General features: G+C 48.1%; 17 protein-coding genes. 6 read left to right on the top strand and 11 right to left on the bottom strand.

Annotated features, from left to right (window positions below):
- The first annotated feature begins 27 nt into the window (after positions 1-27).
- Positions 28-465 (top strand): GNAT family N-acetyltransferase, encoded by a 438-nt coding sequence (locus tag JOD82_RS17850; protein ID WP_069011036.1) that lies wholly within the window; start codon positions 28-30, stop codon positions 463-465.
- A 142-nt stretch (positions 466-607) separates the two neighbouring features.
- Here JOD82_RS17850 and JOD82_RS17845 read toward each other — a convergent pair whose 3' ends face one another.
- The 5 genes from JOD82_RS17845 to JOD82_RS17825 form a co-directional block, all read right to left on the bottom strand.
- Positions 608-1,399 carry an SDR family NAD(P)-dependent oxidoreductase gene (locus tag JOD82_RS17845; RefSeq protein ID WP_165148718.1) on the bottom strand — a complete coding sequence of 264 codons (792 nt, stop codon included), beginning with the start codon at positions 1,397-1,399 and terminating at the stop codon, positions 608-610.
- Between the two features lie 105 nt (positions 1,400-1,504).
- Positions 1,505-2,143, bottom strand: coding sequence for a TetR/AcrR family transcriptional regulator (locus tag JOD82_RS17840; RefSeq protein WP_029518356.1), 639 nt, complete (start codon positions 2,141-2,143; stop codon positions 1,505-1,507).
- A gap of 245 nt (positions 2,144-2,388) precedes the next feature.
- Positions 2,389-3,024, bottom strand: a complete 636-nt coding sequence (locus JOD82_RS17835) for an NAD(P)-dependent oxidoreductase (RefSeq protein ID WP_069011034.1) — start codon at positions 3,022-3,024, stop codon at positions 2,389-2,391.
- Positions 3,025-3,099: 75 nt separating this feature from the next.
- Positions 3,100-4,110 (bottom strand): MBL fold metallo-hydrolase, encoded by a 1,011-nt coding sequence (locus JOD82_RS17830; RefSeq protein WP_069011033.1) that lies wholly within the window; start codon positions 4,108-4,110, stop codon positions 3,100-3,102.
- A gap of 22 nt (positions 4,111-4,132) precedes the next feature.
- On the bottom strand, positions 4,133-4,918 hold the full coding sequence (locus JOD82_RS17825) for a class I SAM-dependent methyltransferase (protein WP_029518353.1): 786 nt from the start codon (positions 4,916-4,918) through the stop codon (positions 4,133-4,135).
- 254 nt (positions 4,919-5,172) lie between these two features.
- Between JOD82_RS17825 and JOD82_RS17820 the strand changes: the two genes are divergently transcribed.
- Positions 5,173-6,051, top strand: a complete 879-nt coding sequence (locus JOD82_RS17820; protein ID WP_069011032.1) for a DUF72 domain-containing protein — start codon at positions 5,173-5,175, stop codon at positions 6,049-6,051.
- Here the strand turns inward: JOD82_RS17820 and JOD82_RS17815 are convergent.
- Genes JOD82_RS17815 through JOD82_RS17795 form a run of 5 tightly spaced genes read right to left on the bottom strand, consistent with a single transcriptional unit; the run spans position 6,043 to position 11,082 of the window.
- On the bottom strand, positions 6,043-7,158 hold the full coding sequence (locus JOD82_RS17815; RefSeq protein WP_069011031.1) for a tetratricopeptide repeat-containing glycosyltransferase family 2 protein: 1,116 nt from the start codon (positions 7,156-7,158) through the stop codon (positions 6,043-6,045). The two genes, JOD82_RS17820 and JOD82_RS17815, sit on opposite strands and share 9 nt — an antisense overlap.
- The gene (locus tag JOD82_RS17810; RefSeq protein WP_209949752.1) at positions 7,155-8,030 is read right to left on the bottom strand and encodes a class I SAM-dependent methyltransferase; all 876 of its coding nucleotides are present in this window, start codon (positions 8,028-8,030) and stop codon (positions 7,155-7,157) included. The genes JOD82_RS17815 and JOD82_RS17810 overlap by 4 nt, the downstream gene beginning before the upstream one ends.
- Positions 8,023-9,372 carry a nucleotide sugar dehydrogenase gene (locus JOD82_RS17805; RefSeq protein ID WP_209949751.1) on the bottom strand — a complete coding sequence of 450 codons (1,350 nt, stop codon included), beginning with the start codon at positions 9,370-9,372 and terminating at the stop codon, positions 8,023-8,025. Before JOD82_RS17805 ends, JOD82_RS17810 begins: the two co-directional genes overlap by 8 nt.
- Positions 9,373-9,374: 2 nt before the next feature.
- Positions 9,375-10,355: a polysaccharide biosynthesis protein gene (locus tag JOD82_RS17800; RefSeq protein ID WP_209949750.1), complete on the bottom strand. Its 981-nt coding sequence runs from the start codon at positions 10,353-10,355 to the stop codon at positions 9,375-9,377.
- A 19-nt stretch (positions 10,356-10,374) separates the two neighbouring features.
- Complete coding sequence (locus JOD82_RS17795; RefSeq protein ID WP_029518347.1) at positions 10,375-11,082, bottom strand: glycosyltransferase family A protein; 708 nt, start codon at positions 11,080-11,082, stop codon at positions 10,375-10,377.
- A gap of 215 nt (positions 11,083-11,297) precedes the next feature.
- Between JOD82_RS17795 and JOD82_RS17790 the strand changes: the two genes are divergently transcribed.
- Positions 11,298-12,011: a GT-D fold domain-containing glycosyltransferase gene (locus JOD82_RS17790; RefSeq protein WP_069011027.1), complete on the top strand. Its 714-nt coding sequence runs from the start codon at positions 11,298-11,300 to the stop codon at positions 12,009-12,011.
- Between the two features lie 253 nt (positions 12,012-12,264).
- The gene (locus JOD82_RS17785) at positions 12,265-13,392 is read left to right on the top strand and encodes an SGNH/GDSL hydrolase family protein (RefSeq protein WP_069011026.1); all 1,128 of its coding nucleotides are present in this window, start codon (positions 12,265-12,267) and stop codon (positions 13,390-13,392) included.
- A gap of 219 nt (positions 13,393-13,611) precedes the next feature.
- Here JOD82_RS17785 and JOD82_RS17780 read toward each other — a convergent pair whose 3' ends face one another.
- Positions 13,612-14,028 carry a hypothetical protein gene (locus JOD82_RS17780; RefSeq protein WP_069011025.1) on the bottom strand — a complete coding sequence of 139 codons (417 nt, stop codon included), beginning with the start codon at positions 14,026-14,028 and terminating at the stop codon, positions 13,612-13,614.
- Positions 14,029-14,192: 164 nt separating this feature from the next.
- Here JOD82_RS17780 and JOD82_RS17775 point away from each other — a divergent pair, with 164 nt between their 5' ends.
- Positions 14,193-16,163 carry a methyl-accepting chemotaxis protein gene (locus JOD82_RS17775; RefSeq protein ID WP_069011024.1) on the top strand — a complete coding sequence of 657 codons (1,971 nt, stop codon included), beginning with the start codon at positions 14,193-14,195 and terminating at the stop codon, positions 16,161-16,163.
- A gap of 56 nt (positions 16,164-16,219) precedes the next feature.
- Positions 16,220-16,396 carry a YjfB family protein gene (locus tag JOD82_RS17770; RefSeq protein WP_023990044.1) on the top strand — a complete coding sequence of 59 codons (177 nt, stop codon included), beginning with the start codon at positions 16,220-16,222 and terminating at the stop codon, positions 16,394-16,396.
- Positions 16,397-16,462 lie beyond the last annotated feature (66 nt).

Here is a 16,462-nt window from a genome sequence, read left to right as displayed (position 1 = left end):
TATATAAGGGTTAGAGGAGAACTAGACATGGCAAACATTACTGAAGGGTATGCATTCCGTACGATGCAGGCTAATGATTATGATCAAGCCATTGAGCTGTGGAATGGCTTAGACGGATTGGGATTAAGCGAGGCCGACTCACCGGAGCGAATTGCACGCTTTTTACAACGGAACGAAGGACTTAGCTTTGTCTGTGAGTACAACGGAAACATCATAGGCACGATTTTAGCGGGCCACGATAGTCGCAGGGGGTTTCTGTATCATCTGGGTGTAGCTGCAGCACATCGTGGTCAAGGGATCGCGCCCAGATTGGTGGATAAAGCGTTATCTGCTTTGCTGAGAGAAGGCATTGATAAATGTCATCTGTTTGTGATGGAGCATAACGCAGGGGGTCAACGCTTCTGGTCAGCTAATGGCTGGGAGAAACGGGATGGAATTTTACTATATTCCCGAGGACTAGAATAGGATCTAAGCGCTTGATCTATACAAATAGGAACACCGGGTCTGATTCAAGTCGAGCTATAAACGATCAGACCCGGTGCATAATACTCACAGCTTATTCATTGCCATTCTAACATTTCAAGCTCAGATTACCTTCATTCATAAATTACAATCCATTTTGTGGACGCAGTGCACGTTCTACAATTCCCAGCGTGGATTGACGAGAGAAGAACCGGGACACCTGAGCTACCCAATAGTTTTGGCGACCGGAAATGATGTGACTACGTCCCTTTTCAAATGCTCTCAACGCATTCTTCACAACGGTTTGGGGAGTTTCCCTAATTCCAATTGACGCTTCACTTGCGCCAACAATATCAAAAAACGGCGTTTCTGTTGAGCCTGGACAAAGGGCCAGAACTTTAAGCCCCCGTTTCCGATTTTCGGCCCATAACGCTTCAGTAAAAGAAAGCACAAATGCTTTGGTTGCTCCATATACGGCCATATAAGGATCGGGCTGAAATGCGGCTGTGGAAGAAACATTGATGAGTCCCCCATCCCGCTTACGCAATAAATCAGGCATAAATGCATGTGTGATGTCGACTAAAGCAGCCACATTGAGCATCACTTCCTCATGCTGTCGTTCTCCTGAAACCTGCTCAAAGTATCCATAGGTGGCAAAACCCGCGTTGTTAATCAGGAGATCTACCTTTAGCTGTTGTTTTTGAACCTCCTGATGCAATGTCTGGGATGCTCCGGGTGTGGAAAGATCCAGCGCAATCACTGTTGCTTTTACGTTATATTTAGCTATGAGCTCCTTGGCCAGCGCTTCTAATTTGGTTTCATTCCGAGCTACCAAAATGAGGTCACATTTCTTAGCTGCGAGCGAATAGGCAAATGCCTCGCCAATACCGGATGATGCCCCTGTGATCAGAGCTGTTTTGTTTGCGTACATAAACATGATGATAACCTCCATAGTATCGTTGTTTTATTCTAGAAACATTGTTACCACTACTCTATAATGAACTGAAGTCATCTACTATGACGACCTCAGTACACTTCATTTTTACGATGGGGATGAGGATGTTTTAAATGCTACGAGCGTATTCTTCAGTGTAAATGCATACACCCCTTGAGCCATATCTACATCTGAAAAATGACCTGCAAACTGAAGATGTATGACCCCATGTAAAGCAGACCAAAACATCCGGACAACCAGCAACGGATCATGCTCTTTCAATGCTCCCTGCTCCATAGCGTGTATGACGGTTTGCAGAATTCGTGACAGTGCCGTTGTGGTCCCCTCCAAGCTCTGTTCATCCGGCTTGAAATCAGACAATGCCCCGCCAAACATCATTTTATAATAGGCTGAATGGAGCTGTGCAAATTCCCAGTACGCCCAGCATAGAGCTTCCAGATCAGCGAGTACGCTTTCGGTAACAGGTACTTGCTGAAAGGTTTCAGCCAATAGCCGACATCCATCCAGGTACATCTCATTGGCAAGACCATCCTTACTGCCAAAAATATTGTAAATGATCTTGGTGGAACAGCTTAATTTCTGCGCAACTCGCCGTACGGTCACAGCCTCAGGCCCTTCTTCCACAAGAAGGATGCATGCGGCATCGATGACATTTTTACGTAGCAATTGCTGCTGCTGTTGCTTCACTTCCGAATAGGTTTTATAGGGAGGCGATGGCTCGGACATGATTGAATGCACTTCCTTTTGCTTGAGGATTTTGCAAAATCCTGGCTTATTAAAAACTGTTGCTTGTTGCTACTATAATAAATTAAAGAACTACACAAGACTTTCGGGAAACGGTGTTTCCGTTAAGAATCATAGTATTCTAAGCCTGAGTATTTGTCAAATAAAAAAAGAAACACAATAAGTAGATACACTTACCGTGCTCTGGTTGATTGCTTAAAAATGAAGCTATGTTGGGTGTTCCACGATCAATAGGCAATGCCTACCCGTGTACGGATAAATCCGTAACTCTTGCATTGCCGATAGGTAAAATCAGCCGTATCCGCGGTGGTAATTTGTGAGCCACCTTCAGGCAAAAAATCTTTTTCCACGCGATAAATACCTGTCCGCGCTCCATCCGGTAGATAGGTTGGACATACGATTGTCCAGTCTAGTGCCGATTCACGCAGCAATTCGTACACTCGCCGATGTTCCTGGGCCGCACGAGTGCTGCGTCGTCGGGTATCGTAGGACTCGTAACGATACAGGTCCGGTTCGGTCCGGCTTTGCAAAATTCCTGCCGTTCCTACCGTAATGAGCCGAGAAATGGACTGTTCCTGCATGAGCCGGATCAGCAGGGCTATATTAACGGATAAGGTAGTCGTTCCATCCGTATTCAGCGCACTGATCACAGTCGTCGCCCCACCCTTCAGCGCCTGTGCTACGTCCTCTCCATTAGTGGCATCGCCTTGTACGATTTGCAGCTGATTCCCATATCCAGGTATGTAATCCTCCAACTTGTCCGGTGAACGAACAAGGACCGTAACGGTATGACCGTCCGCTAACGCATAATCTAATATATACCGTCCTACGCGTCCGGTAGCTCCCAGCAGCAGCAAATTCATAAAGTCCTCTTTTCCGGCATGCATGCCGCTTGTCATGTTGTTTCGTTATGTCACTTGTTGGTCAACTTTCCGTGACTATTGACGGCAAAAGGGATAGAAGCGCGTGATTGGGTTCGTCTCGCTCATAGAGGCCCGTTCACGGCGCACCAGCTCCACCAGATGAGCCAGCGTCTCGGACATGGCAAACCTTAGCTGGTGAATACCCAGCTTGCCACCGAACATGGCAATGCACAGCTCATAGGCTGTGCTTCCCTCCGGTTGGATCAGCTGCTGAAATTTCTCCAGTCGTTCTTCATGATGTGCCAGCAACGCTTGCGTCCGCTCCCGAAAATAACCAAACGGATTGCGGTGCCCCGGATATGCCCACGCTACCTCCAGCTTACCTAGACGCTGCAAGCCGTCTACATAAGACTTCAACGGCTGGGCATCACTGCCCGGCAGCAGACTGATATTAGGAGAAATCTGCGGCAAAACTGCGTCACCGCAGAGGATAACACCGCTATTCGGGTCATATAAGGACATATGTCCGGGCGCATGCCCTCCCGTCTCGACGGGCAGCCAACTGCGTCCACCCCATTCCAGACGAGCGTCTATGCCGGTAGGAATAACGGTAATCTCAGGCTGTGGATTCACTTGCAAATAAGCCTGCCGCATATGTAATTCCAAGGCCGGCACTTGCTCCAAAGGAAAACCATGCTGGACAAAAAAGCTGGGAAGCCTGTTCTCCATAGCGACCGTCGATTCTGGAGCGTCCCACATCATCATCGCTTCCTTATGGCTTCGGGCTGACATATGTACACGAGCCTGACTTTGCTGCTGCATCCAGCCCGCCAATCCGTAATGATCGGGGTGATGATGAGTGACCACAATGTCCGAAATATCCCCAAAGGACATTCCCAGCTGGTGGAAGACATGCGCCCATTCTGCCTTGGTGTCCATATTGCGCGGCCCCGGGTCTACAATTGTAAAACCGTGCTCTCCCTTGAGCACATAGCTATTCACCCAGCGCAGCGGAAAGGACATGGATATTTTGACCTGAAAGCCTCCGTCTATTCGCTCACACGGTGTAAGCTCTGGCATTTTCATGGCTTCCACCCGCCTTTCTGTTTCAAGCCCGCACGCCGACAAAAATCATTCGAGGCGAAGCATCTTCAATATATTGATCTTCATTATAGCTTCCGTGTACCTGCTCTACAGATAGTCCGGCTTGCTCTAGCAATCCACGAAACTTCTCATATGGATATAGCTTCACTCGTTCATGATACACGCGCGCAGGTTCTCCCTCAGTAGGAGTCGTGCCCAGAGCAGAGGCTGCCTCAGTGCCCGTAACGGATGCAGCTGACCGAATCGCAATTTGCTTTTTCACAAATCCATCTTCAATGACCCGATGCTCCTCAATCCAATTCCCTTCATCCTCCCGCGACGAATGCGGTACCAAATGAGCGGCTACGTAAGCAGGGTTCAAATAATCTATGATAAAGCGTCCTCCCGGCTTCAACAGCCGATATATTTCCTTTAGCACTTTAAGCTGCTCCTCATCCTGTTCAAAATAACCAAAGGAGGTGAACAAATTCATCACCGCGTCATAGCTTTCATCCAGCGGCACCTCTCTCATATCCCCTTGATGCCAACTTACCCGCCCTTCGGAATCAGCTGCACGAGCCTCTCTCAGCAGCACATTGGAAAGGTCCACACCTGTCACCTGATAACCTGCATCTGCGAGCGCAAGCGAATGACGTCCCATCCCACAGCATAAATCTAATACGCTGGAGCCTTGCGGTAATTTGAGCCAGGAGATCATTTTTTGCACTTCCTGATAGGCTCCCTGAAAGTCGCGATGCTTGTATACCAATAAATAATCTTCCCCAAAGCTTTGCTCGTACCATTCTGCCATATCGTTTCTCCTCCATGAACTCATTTCGCTCTATTACATACTATATTAGCTTTTTCAAACTGGAAACTCAAAAGCATTACGAATAAGGGTTTTGCAAAATCCTGAATAAGGAAACATGTTACAATAACCGTATTTGAGCTTAAATATTCATAGGAACTTCATACCAACTTCATGTGATTCACCCCATTTTATCATTAAAATGATTCATGGGAACGCCTTTAGAAGTTTTCATGAAGGAAAGGAGCGGGGAAGTTATGATTCAAATTGGACTTACGGGTTGGGGCGATCACGATGACTTGTATCCGACGGGTACCAAAGCTAACCAAAAACTAAGTATCTATGGAAGCCATTTTCCGGTAGTAGAAATGGATAGCTCTTTCTATGCGGTGCAGCCCACAGATCGTATGGCACGCTGGGCGGCGGAAACCCCTGACTCTTTTTCATTTCTCGTCAAAGCCTACCAAGGCATGACTGGACATACCCGCGGCAAGCAGCCTTACTTCAAAACAATAGATGCCATGTACGAAGCACTGCATGCATCGATACAGCCTCTTCACGAAGCGGGCAAGCTCAAAGCCGTGCTGTTTCAGTACCCACCCTGGTTCGACTGTACACGTGAGAATGTTGCCATACTGCGAGACACAAAAAATAGGATGGGAGAGGTCCCATCCGTACTTGAATTCAGACATCAAAGCTGGTTCACACCCGATTTTCGGAAACAAACGCTGGCATTCATGCGTGAAGAAGGCTGGATACACAGCGTATGCGACGAGCCGCAGGCAGGACCAGGATCGGTTCCCATTGTGCCGTTGGCTACAGACAGCAATCTGACAATCATACGTCTCCACGGACGGAACATTTCCGGTTGGAATCAAAGCTCTGCACCGAATTGGCGGGAGGTTCGTTATCTGTATCGGTACAATGAACAAGAGTTGACCGAATGGAGAGACAGGTTGCTGGAGCTGGAGCAGCAAAGCCGCGAGGTGTGTGTTATTTTCAACAACAACTCAGGTGGAGACGCCGCTGCTAATGCCAAGCAACTCATGACCATGCTTGGCATGGACCCTAAACCTTTTCCCCCTCGCAAGCCAAACGAAGAGGATAACGGGCCGGAACAGCTTGAACTATTTTGAGGAACGGGCTGAGGGTGAGGAGTTGGAGATAGCCTCCTTGAGCTTGCGTGCATTATCCAGTAAATGCGGGTCGTCAGGTAAATAGCGTAAAGCGGTCTGGTTATGCTCATACGAAGCGTCCAGCTGACCTACATGGGCATAGCAATGGCTGAGCCGCACATGAGGTAACCAGGAGTAGCATGGTAGTGGAACAGGTCGCATACCCGGAAGGTGATGCTGTTGCTCCAATGCCTTTTCGTACCAGTACGCGGCAGTGCTCCATTCGTTTCTTGTGAAAAACCAGTCACCGATCATGCAACACAAATCTGATTGCGGCACACCGTATCGAAAGGAACGTAACAGACGATCCAGCTGTTGCTCCGGCTTCCCAAGGTGAAGATAGCATTCCGCCGACCGCGCACAAGCGGTAATCCGATCCTCACGGTAGCCGCTTGGCTCCTCCAACAGATGGTTGAACGCCTCTACCGCCTCGGCATATTCTTTACGGTCAAAACATTCATTGGCGTGCAAATACAGCAGACGCCCCTCCAGCTTGCCGCTTTCGCTGATCCACCGGGCGAGAATACGTTGGTTACGGAGCGTGTGGTCTTGCATTCGGCGGTGAGTTATTGCCACATCTGAATGAACGATTTGCCCCTGAGGTATCACCAGATCCTCATGCAGACGCCCTTCCCAGCGGTATTGTCGCTCACGCTTCACGAGACGGATACGGCGTGAGGTGAACAACAGTTCACCCTGCTCCCCCTCTGCCAAATGAAGTGGCATCACCACTGCGTCGATATCCTTAGACAAACGCTGCTTCAAGGCACGCAGGCGCTCACGATCCGGCTCCAGCAGCACATCGTCCGCATCCAGCCACATGACGTAGGAACACGTCGCCTTGTCAAATGATTCATTACGGGCGGCTGCAAAATCATCCTTCCATTCAAATGTATATAGCCGATCCGTATAGCGGGCCGCTATCGTATTCGTCTGATCCGTCGACCCTGTGTCCACAATAATGATTTCATCCATCAGGTCTGAGACCGAATCCAGACAGCGGGTAAGTGTGTGCTCCTCGTTCTTTACGATCATGGACAAGCTGATGGTCATTGGATGCTCAGTCATGACTTCACGTCATCCCCTTTACCTTTGGCTGATTCTCCCCTCGTTTTTCCGGTAGACTCGCCATCAGTATATGCACCTCTCCTTTCAGCCTGCGTCTTGTCTAGCTGTTCGACACGTGCATACCTTTGCAATGGCAAAAGTTGTTCCTCCATATGCCGGATTCGCTGTACCGCCTTATCGAGTGCGGCCTTTCGCTGATTCATTTTGCGAACATGCTGCTGCTCCACCAGTCGAAATTGCTCCTCGTCCAGTTTCATCCACTCATTCAGATGCTCTACCCCTGGTTTGGCCTCACGCAGTTCTTTCGACTTCTTGCGGCCGGCAAAGCACAAATATTTGTGATGCACCTCCAGCGATTGTTCATCAAAATAAGGATACAACACACGGGAGAGGCTCCCGGCATAGTAAGTCCGCTTGTGATCATGAAACGGATGGTATCCATAAGGTACAGACAAGACGAGCGTTCCCTTTTTATTCAACAAGCGATAAGCATGAGCCAGCAGGGTGTCGGGATGCGCAAAATGTTCCAAAATCTCTCCTAATATAATGGTGTCAAATCCACCGGGAGGACGCTCGAATTGTGAAATGTCCTTTAACTGAAAGTGGACTCTTCCCCGGACGGGTGCGGATTCCTGTCGAAGTTCTTTTTTTGCATAAGAAATGCTACCCTCTTCCAAATCAATGGCCGTTACCTTAAAACCTTCCCGCCCAAGCAAAATAGACGTTATGCCCTGACTGCACCCAACATCCAGCACGGTATGGCCCTGTACATGGCGGCAAATCCAGTGAATTCTATTGCGGGTGGCTTCATGGGACTCTTCCGAATTGATTTGCCCGTAATAACGTTCATTTACCTGATCACGGTTAGCCAACAGCGGCGCCCCCTCCATCACCGGGATGCCCCAAGATCACGACATGTCCACCTGTACAATGTGCAGTCGCATTACGTGTATCGAAGACCAGCGGGGCATGGTCGACCAGCTGTTGGTAATCCACCACAGAATGGTCTGTCGTGATGACTACGATATCTGCACTTTCCCATAACTGGGTATTTGCCGTTCGAGAGGAGATTGCTTCACCGTTCAGCTTAAAGCTCGATACATACGGGTCGGTGAAACTCACCGAAGCTCCCAGTTTTATTAGATGTTCAAACAGAACAAGAGCTGGGGATTCCCGAACATCATCAATGTCCTTTTTGTAGGCCACACCTGCCAGAATAATTTTGGCTTTGTTTATGGCTTTACCTTTCTGAGCGAGCATGGCTTCAATTCGCTCCGCAATATACAGCGGCATACGCCGATTCATGCGATCTGCCAAGTCCACGAATTCCAGTGGAAAACCATGCTGCTCGGATTTCCATGACAAGTATAGCGGATCAACTGGGATACAGTGCCCCCCGATGCCAGGTCCCGGATAAAAAGGCATATAGCCGAATGGCTTGGTTGCCGCTGCATCCAGTACCTCCCATATATTGATGCCAATTTTCTCACAGGCGGCTGTCAGCTCATTGACCATTCCAATGTTGACGCTGCGGAACGTATTCTCGAACAGCTTGGCGGCTTCCGCCACGGTTGTCGAACTGACCGGAACAATCTGATCCAAAAAGGACCCATAAAAACCGGCTCCCGCTGCCAGACAATCCGGCGTGCAACCGCCGATCACCTTGGGTGTGTTGCGAATGTTAAAATGAACGCTGCCCGGATCAACACGTTCCGGTGAAAAGCACACATAAAAATCCTTACCTACTGTCCAGCCCCTGCGCTGCTCTATCACCGGCCGAATCAGTTCCTCGGTCGTTCCGGGATAGGTGGTGCTTTCCAGAATCAACAGTGTTTGGCTACGCAAATGAGGTATGGCCTGATCAATAGCTGTTTCAATATAGGACGTATCCGGCTGATGTCCGTCCGTCAGTGGCGTAGGCACGCAGATCACGACGATATCCGTATGCTCCAGTACCTTGATATCCGTAACCGGATGCAATTGCTGCCCAATCACACCTTCCAATGCATCATCACCAATGTCTATGATGTACGACTTTCCTTGAAGCAGCTTGGCTACTTTGACGGGATCGGAATCCACACCATATACATCATAACCAGCCTTTGCCATTTCCACTGCCATGGGCAGCCCTACATAACCGAGGCCGATGACCGCAACCTTTACAGTTCCTTTAGTTATTTTTTCCATAAGCTGCAAAATACCCACCTCTTTCATCGTTACTCCATGCTTCGCAGTAGCTCAGCAATTCCAGCGCGATCCATTAACTCATCGTCCGAGCGATATTGATCAAAGCTCACTCGTTCCAATCCACCGTATTGGCTCAGTAAGCGCTTGTCTGCTTGCTGGGGAAGAATAACAAAATAGCGATCATCATAGCGATACGTATGCGGCACCTCATAGGGCGAAATCAGCACCTCATGCAGCTTTTCCCCACCACGTATACCAATCTCCTTCACTTTCAACGCAGGCTGACCCGCCTGTTCCTTCATCACTTCTGCCAGATCTGCAATATTGCAGCCCTTCATTTTCATCACAAGTGTCTCTCCCCCAATCGCCGTGACAGAAGCCTTCAGCAGCAAGCCAATCGCTTCTCCGAGCGTGAGGAAAAAGCGTGTCATATCTGGGCTCGTCAGCGTTAAATCCTGCCCATCCGCGATCTGGCGCTTGAACAGGGGCACGACACTTCCACTCGTCCCCAACACGTTGCCGCCGCGTATACACACAAAGCGAGTACGCTCACTTAAAGTGTTGGCGCGGATCATCAGTCTTTCACCTATCGCCTTCGTCATGCCATATACATTCACCGGATCTACTGCCTTGTCTGTAGAGACATCAATTACCTTGGCGACTCCCTGCTCAATGCTGGCCCGGATCACGTTTTCCGTACCGTGTACGTTCGTCTTGAAAGCCTCTTCCGGCTGTCTCTCACACACAGGGACATGCTTTAATGCCGCCAAATGGAATACATAGTCCACTCCGCGACATGCCTCCTGCAATGCCTGAAGATCTCGAATATCTCCAATCATGAAATTCAGGCGAGGATCCGATAGAAATTGCCGCTGCATGGCAATCTGTGCAAATTCACCGCGTGAGAAAATACGAATCTCCGCCGGGTCCTCCTTCAGCAATTCAGCGGTTAGGCGTTGCCCCCAAGATCCCGTTCCTCCGGTCACCAGCAGTTTTTTTCCTTTGAACAATATAATCTCCTCCTGACCGTTACGAATTGGCAATGCCTGTTCCCAGAAATTCTGCCAGCACAGCATTCATTTCATTCTCTGACAGCCGATCCTTCGCCGGCACTTTTTTCACCGAAGTATTGGCAGCATGAATGACGTTCACATAGTTGCGAAGTGGAATGATCTCATGCGGCAGCTCCGTTACATATCCGTGCGTACCCTTTCCAGGAATGACCACACGGTAATCATTCAGAAAATCTTCCACTTGATAGCGAAACACATAAAAAGAAGGCGAACGGTGAAACACCGGTGCCATCTGCCCCTCAACCGCATCCCACAGGTAACCCATCTGGTTCACCAGCGCAACCGTCTCCGATTGAAACTTGTAATCATGCAACTGTTGTACAAAGGACTGGTGATACAAATCGTCGGAATCTATTCGAGCAATGAGCAGTTCGTCCGCACCTTCGATGTACGCATGGATACGACGTTTACTTTCGATGCTCGTACCAAAACGGATGTGGTCGGGAATGGGCTCATGTCGGGCCAGCTCCTCTTCCACGATGTCACTGCATCCGCCCGCCAGCTTGACGACAGATAGGAAATCCGCATTTGTCTGACTGAGTAAACTACGCAGCGTAAAGGTTCTGAATATATCCAGTCGCTCGCTGATCCACTCACGTGTCAGGCGGTTGGGATTCATCCCATAGTTATTAAAATTAATTTCAATTACAACCTTGCGATTCATTGATCTTCCTCCCTTTCAACCGTCTTCTCTCAAGTTATGAAGACGCTCCTGAAACGGCACGTACAGATACAACGAATCTTGTAAAAATAGGTAGAATCCAAAAAGAATAGCCGTTCATACAAAAACCTTTTCGCTTTCGACATATGATAGAATACAAAGTTTTTTACTCCATCTGAAAAGTTGAACAAGCAGGAACGACAGGGAGGAAACATGATATGACGAATCCAAAGTATCTGGAGATGGACGAGGTACTGAAGCGTTTGAAGCTAGCACTCGATCAGCACCAGTCCTTTTCGCTCATTCGTATTGGAGATGGTGAAAATTTGGTGTTGGCGCAGGATACCGTCTGGCCGATGGAAAAGGTGTTACAGGAACGTTGGGCGGTCAAAGCCAATCTCGGTCAAAAGGGACTGTTTCTACCAAATACGGAGCTACGGGACGCGGTGGCTGAGGCAGTGAGCAAAGCCAGCATTACTGGCATTTTGCCATATGATGACGAATCTATTAAAGCACCATCCTATATGAAGCGGGAGCTGACCGATCAGGTCTTTGCTCACTATGCTCTTTCCCCCCCGCTGACCTGCCACGCCTGCCTGAATCGGTATTTGGCTGGGACACCCGCTTTCTGGGACATGCTGAAAAATCGACGCATTCTGCTGGTCACCCGGACGGCCGCTGAAGTAAAGCCTGTTCTTGAGGCTGATCCGTACAAGCTGCATATCGCGCACACGCTGGCATTTCATCAATATGAACAAATGCCTGAAACACTCCAATGGATCGCAGCACACAAAGATGACTTTGACATTGCGCTGTTCTCTTGTGGTGTCAATGCAGTCGTGTTAGCACAAAAAACAGCAGAACTCACTGGCAAAGTAGGTATAGACTTCGGCAAGGCGATTAATATCGTCATGTTCGGCAAAGCTAATTAATAGATAAAATAATATTTGTGAAAAAATATACTTAGCAAAAATCCTTGCTCCGTATATCAAAAAGCACCAGCAAATTTCAATTGGCTGGTGCTTTTTGATACCATATGTAGTTCTAAAGCGTGATCAAAAAGGATAATCCATATAAAGCTTTGAGCCCTTGCTTGTTTAGAAATAGAATTTGAGATTTCCTGTAACTTCTTTTACAATATTACAGAAACTAGCATTCATTAAAAACCATAAGGAGGGTGTTGAAATGTCACATAACAAGAGATTGAAGACATACCCACTTGCAAAAGCAAAGCATATAAAGGTTCATGGTCGAACTACGCAAACACGTACACCGCTTACTCTATTTTGGACAGGAAGTGGCATTGAATTGAATATCAAAGGCTCAGAGCTGTGGATTGAAATTGAGGCCGATTACCAGGTGTATGAGCCCTGGATCAGTATTGTCATCAATGGTGTCCCGATGAGTCGCCTGATGGTGACTGCAGGACGGCATTGGATCTGTCTTTTGAGAGGGTTAAACCCTGATACAGTCAAAAATGTCCGTGTGGTCAAGGATGTCCAGCCTATGAGTTCGGACCCGCACTGCTTGTTGCAAATTCATGCCCTGAAGGTTGACGGAGAATTGCTACCGGTCACTGATAAGCCCCTCAAGGTGGAATTTATCGGTGACAGCATTACCTCGGGAGAAGGAACGATTGGAGCGAAGGACGAGACAGACTGGGTTCCCATGCTGTTCACAGCACTACGCAATTATACAGCCATAACAGCCGAAGCACTAAATGCGGACTACCGAGTGTTTTCACAAAGCGGCTGGGGTGTCCTAACGGGCTGGGATAATAATCCCGATACGAACATACCGGCATATTATGAACAGATATGTGGTGTGCTGACCGGTGAGAGAAATGAAGCATTAGGGGCATTTTCAGATCATGATTTTACCTCATGGCAGCCGGACGTGGTCGTAGTGAATTTGGGGACTAATGACGGGGGAGCCTTTTATTCTCCTGCATGGACGGACCCAGCAAGCGGTAAAGTGTACAAGCAACGCTTGAACGAGGACGGCACATTCAATGAAGAAGATTTACAAGCTTTTGAAAGCGCTATCGAATGTTTTCTTGTCAAGCTTCGGAATTGCAATCCTGCGGCTCATATTGTATGGGCCTATGGGATGCTGGGTACTCCTATGATGCCCTCAATCTACCGAGCAGTAGATGCATACAAGAAAAGAACGAGGGATGGGAATGTGTCTGTATTCCAACTGCCTAACACGACGGAAGAAACGATAGGGTCTCGCAGCCATCCCGGGCTCCCCGCCCATACCAAAGCGGCAGATGAGTTGACAGTGTATTTGCGAGAGATTCTTAAGAAATAGAATCCGAGAAGCACGATCAACTTTGTAGAACACGCTCATAAAGGAAATTACAACAACTAGGTCATTTGTGCTCTGGGTGTTGTTGAGAATTATAGCCACGAGTCTGTAGCAGCTGTCTGTCTATGCTCGTGGCTAGTTAAGCTTCTGCGCAGCGGCCTATCCTAGGAGAACCACGAACAGGCAGCGAGTATTTACTAAAGAAATATTCACCTGATATATTTACAGAAACGGAGTCGAAGCGATGCCCGTGAATACCTCTGGACCATTACGAACAGTGGTCGAAACACCAGAAATATAAGAAGAATATACTGTTTGTATTGCCAATGGAGCGGATAGATCCTGTGCATTAAAAGCTTGCGTTTCATTAGATCCGGTCACGCCCAGTACCCCCTCGGCGCGGTAGACTACCTCGCTCGGATCATAGTCGGCTCCACGCACGATTTCAACTGCATACGTATCGCCAAGCTCACCGATTAGACCAATGGAACCACTAAAAGTCACAATCGGACCTGGCACAAGAAAGGTTCGCAGAGTAATCAAACCGAATCGCTCCGGTATAGGACCCAGTTGAATATCGGGACCTTCACCTGTCTTTGATGAATTGGTGGAGCTTCTCATATCCAGAAAAAAACCCATACCTTATCCCTCCAAATTGCAAGATACTCCATGTTATGCAAGAAATTCTTTGGCGTATTGGACAAATTAGTAATAAATCTATCAATTCAGCTCAAAATAACCGATAGTAAATACATATGATATAAGCTTTAGAAATGAATATATAGATAGAAAGCAGGGGTTAGATGAAACGACTGAAAACATTAACACTACGCAAGAAATTGACCGCAGCATTCCTTCTGGTCATGCTTGTTCCTAGTATTATTGTAAGTTCTTTTTCTTATCAAGCAGCATATAACCAGACGGACCGCCAATTACTTGATAGTGCGACAACTAGCGTTACTGCATCCGATCGTGCAGTTACTCAAACGATTCAAGCCAAAATCGCGGATCTCGAATATTACTCTACAACGATGACGGCTAGTGATAACAGTGCTGAAGCAGATGATGCCATTCTAAAAAGATTACAAGTTTATTTGAAAATGCACGCGGAAGCTGTTGATATGTTTGTAGGAACCCCCGAAGGTAAGCTCATTATTGGCAAAGCCGTAGGCTCCACAAACGATCCTCGTGAGCGCCCGTGGTACAAACAGGCCCTGGAGAAACCCGGTCAAACCGTAATCAGCCCTGTTGGACTCAATACGGCTAAGATCCCCGTTGTGTATATTTCACGTACACTTCCCGACAACAGCGGTGTTCTCGGCCTTTCCCTGAACCTGAAAAATTTGAAAGAAATCACAAATTTAAAAATCGGACAAAATGGCTATATTATGATATTAGATGGTACCAAACGTATCGTTACCCACCCAACAGAAGTCAGCGGAAGTACCAAAATGGGAGAAACAATACCCAAACTGTTTGACTCTAAGGAAGGCAGCTTTAACTACGATCTTAATGGCGTAGATAAACACCTGATTTTCAAAACCAATGCGCTGACAGGCTGGAAAATTGCCGGCACAATGGACAAAGCAGAAACCAGTGCCTCCGCCCAACCGATTCTTATCACGACGATCGTAGTGTTGGTGATTGCAGCCATCATCATTGGCGTGCTCGCAATGTGGCTAATCAGCAGTATACTTAAGCCTATCCAAAGATTGCGTAATTCTATGGATGCCATCAGCCAAGGTAATCTTTCGATTAACGTGGCTACGACCAGTACAGATGAAATTGGTGAATTATCAAGATATTTTCAACAAATGGTAGATAACCTGCGTAACATGATTAGAGAAATTCAAGCGATGACTGGCAATTTGTCGGCATCCTCGCAAGAGCTTGCAGCAGGTGCAGAACAAACGACCCGGGCTATCGAGCATGTGACCATAGCCATTCAAGACGTGGCTGCTGGCAGCGAACGCCAAGTGGGCAGTGCTAAAGCTAATCAGACACGGGTTAGCGGCATGGCAACAGACATCACCGCTATGACCGAAACTATGGCTGAAATGACTACTTACTCCGCACAGGCCATTCAGGCGTCGGATGCAGGCAGTGAGCATATCGGCAACAGCGTCGTTTCCATTGATGGCATTCGCACTACCGTGGAAGAACTGGACACCATTATCGGTGCTTTGAATGATCGATCTGGACGAATTGGAACGATTGTTACTGTCATTACGGAAATCGCCAGCCAGACTAATCTGCTCGCATTGAACGCTTCTATTGAAGCGGCACGTGCAGGGGAGCATGGTAAAGGTTTTGCTGTCGTGGCCACAGAGGTCCGCAAGCTGGCTGAAAACTCAGCTCATTCCGCACAACAAATTCGTGAACAGATTCAAGGGATACAGAGCGGTGTATCTGAAGCCCTGACCGCTATGGAATCCGCCAAGGAACGCGTAAGCGAAGGTATCAATTCCATTGACCTATCCGGTCGCTCCTTCTCACGCATCCGTAGAGCGGTAGCCAAATCAGCGAAGCAGCTGGATAACGTCGCAGCTTCTACCGCTGGAGTCGCAGATGGAACAAGTACAGTCGTCAGCAGCATGGAGGAAATTACACGCATCGCTGAAGAAGCGGCATCCCATACGGAGACCGTGTCCGCAGCCGCTGAGGAGCAGCTCGCCTCCATGGAAGAGATCGGTTCGTCTGCCGCAGATTTGACCCGTCTGGCAGAACAGCTTCAAGATTTACTGACACAATTCCAATTGGATGAAACAAAATAACCGTTCCAACCGATAAATATAGAGAAAGAGTCTTCACAATGAAGGAGGGTTGGAACATGGATATCGCAGCATTATCAACAGGTATGAGTCAGGCTAGCTTGGCCCAAGCCGTAAGTGTGAAGGTATTAAGTATGGCTAAAGATCAGGCTAGTGAACAAGGACAGGCCTTAGTGCAGATGATGGAAAAAAGCGTACAGCCTCATCTTGGCGGTCAACTGGACATTCGCGCGTAAATACATGCATATGCTTGGTTAAGGGCGATTCTACTCAGGTCTGGACAGACCCGGGTAGAATCGTTT

This window comes from Paenibacillus sp. 1182 (assembly GCF_017833915.1).
Taxonomy (GTDB): domain Bacteria; phylum Bacillota; class Bacilli; order Paenibacillales; family Paenibacillaceae; genus Paenibacillus; species Paenibacillus polymyxa_D.
Note: the sequence above shows the minus strand (reverse complement) of the source record. Positions and strands in the feature narration are given on the sequence as shown.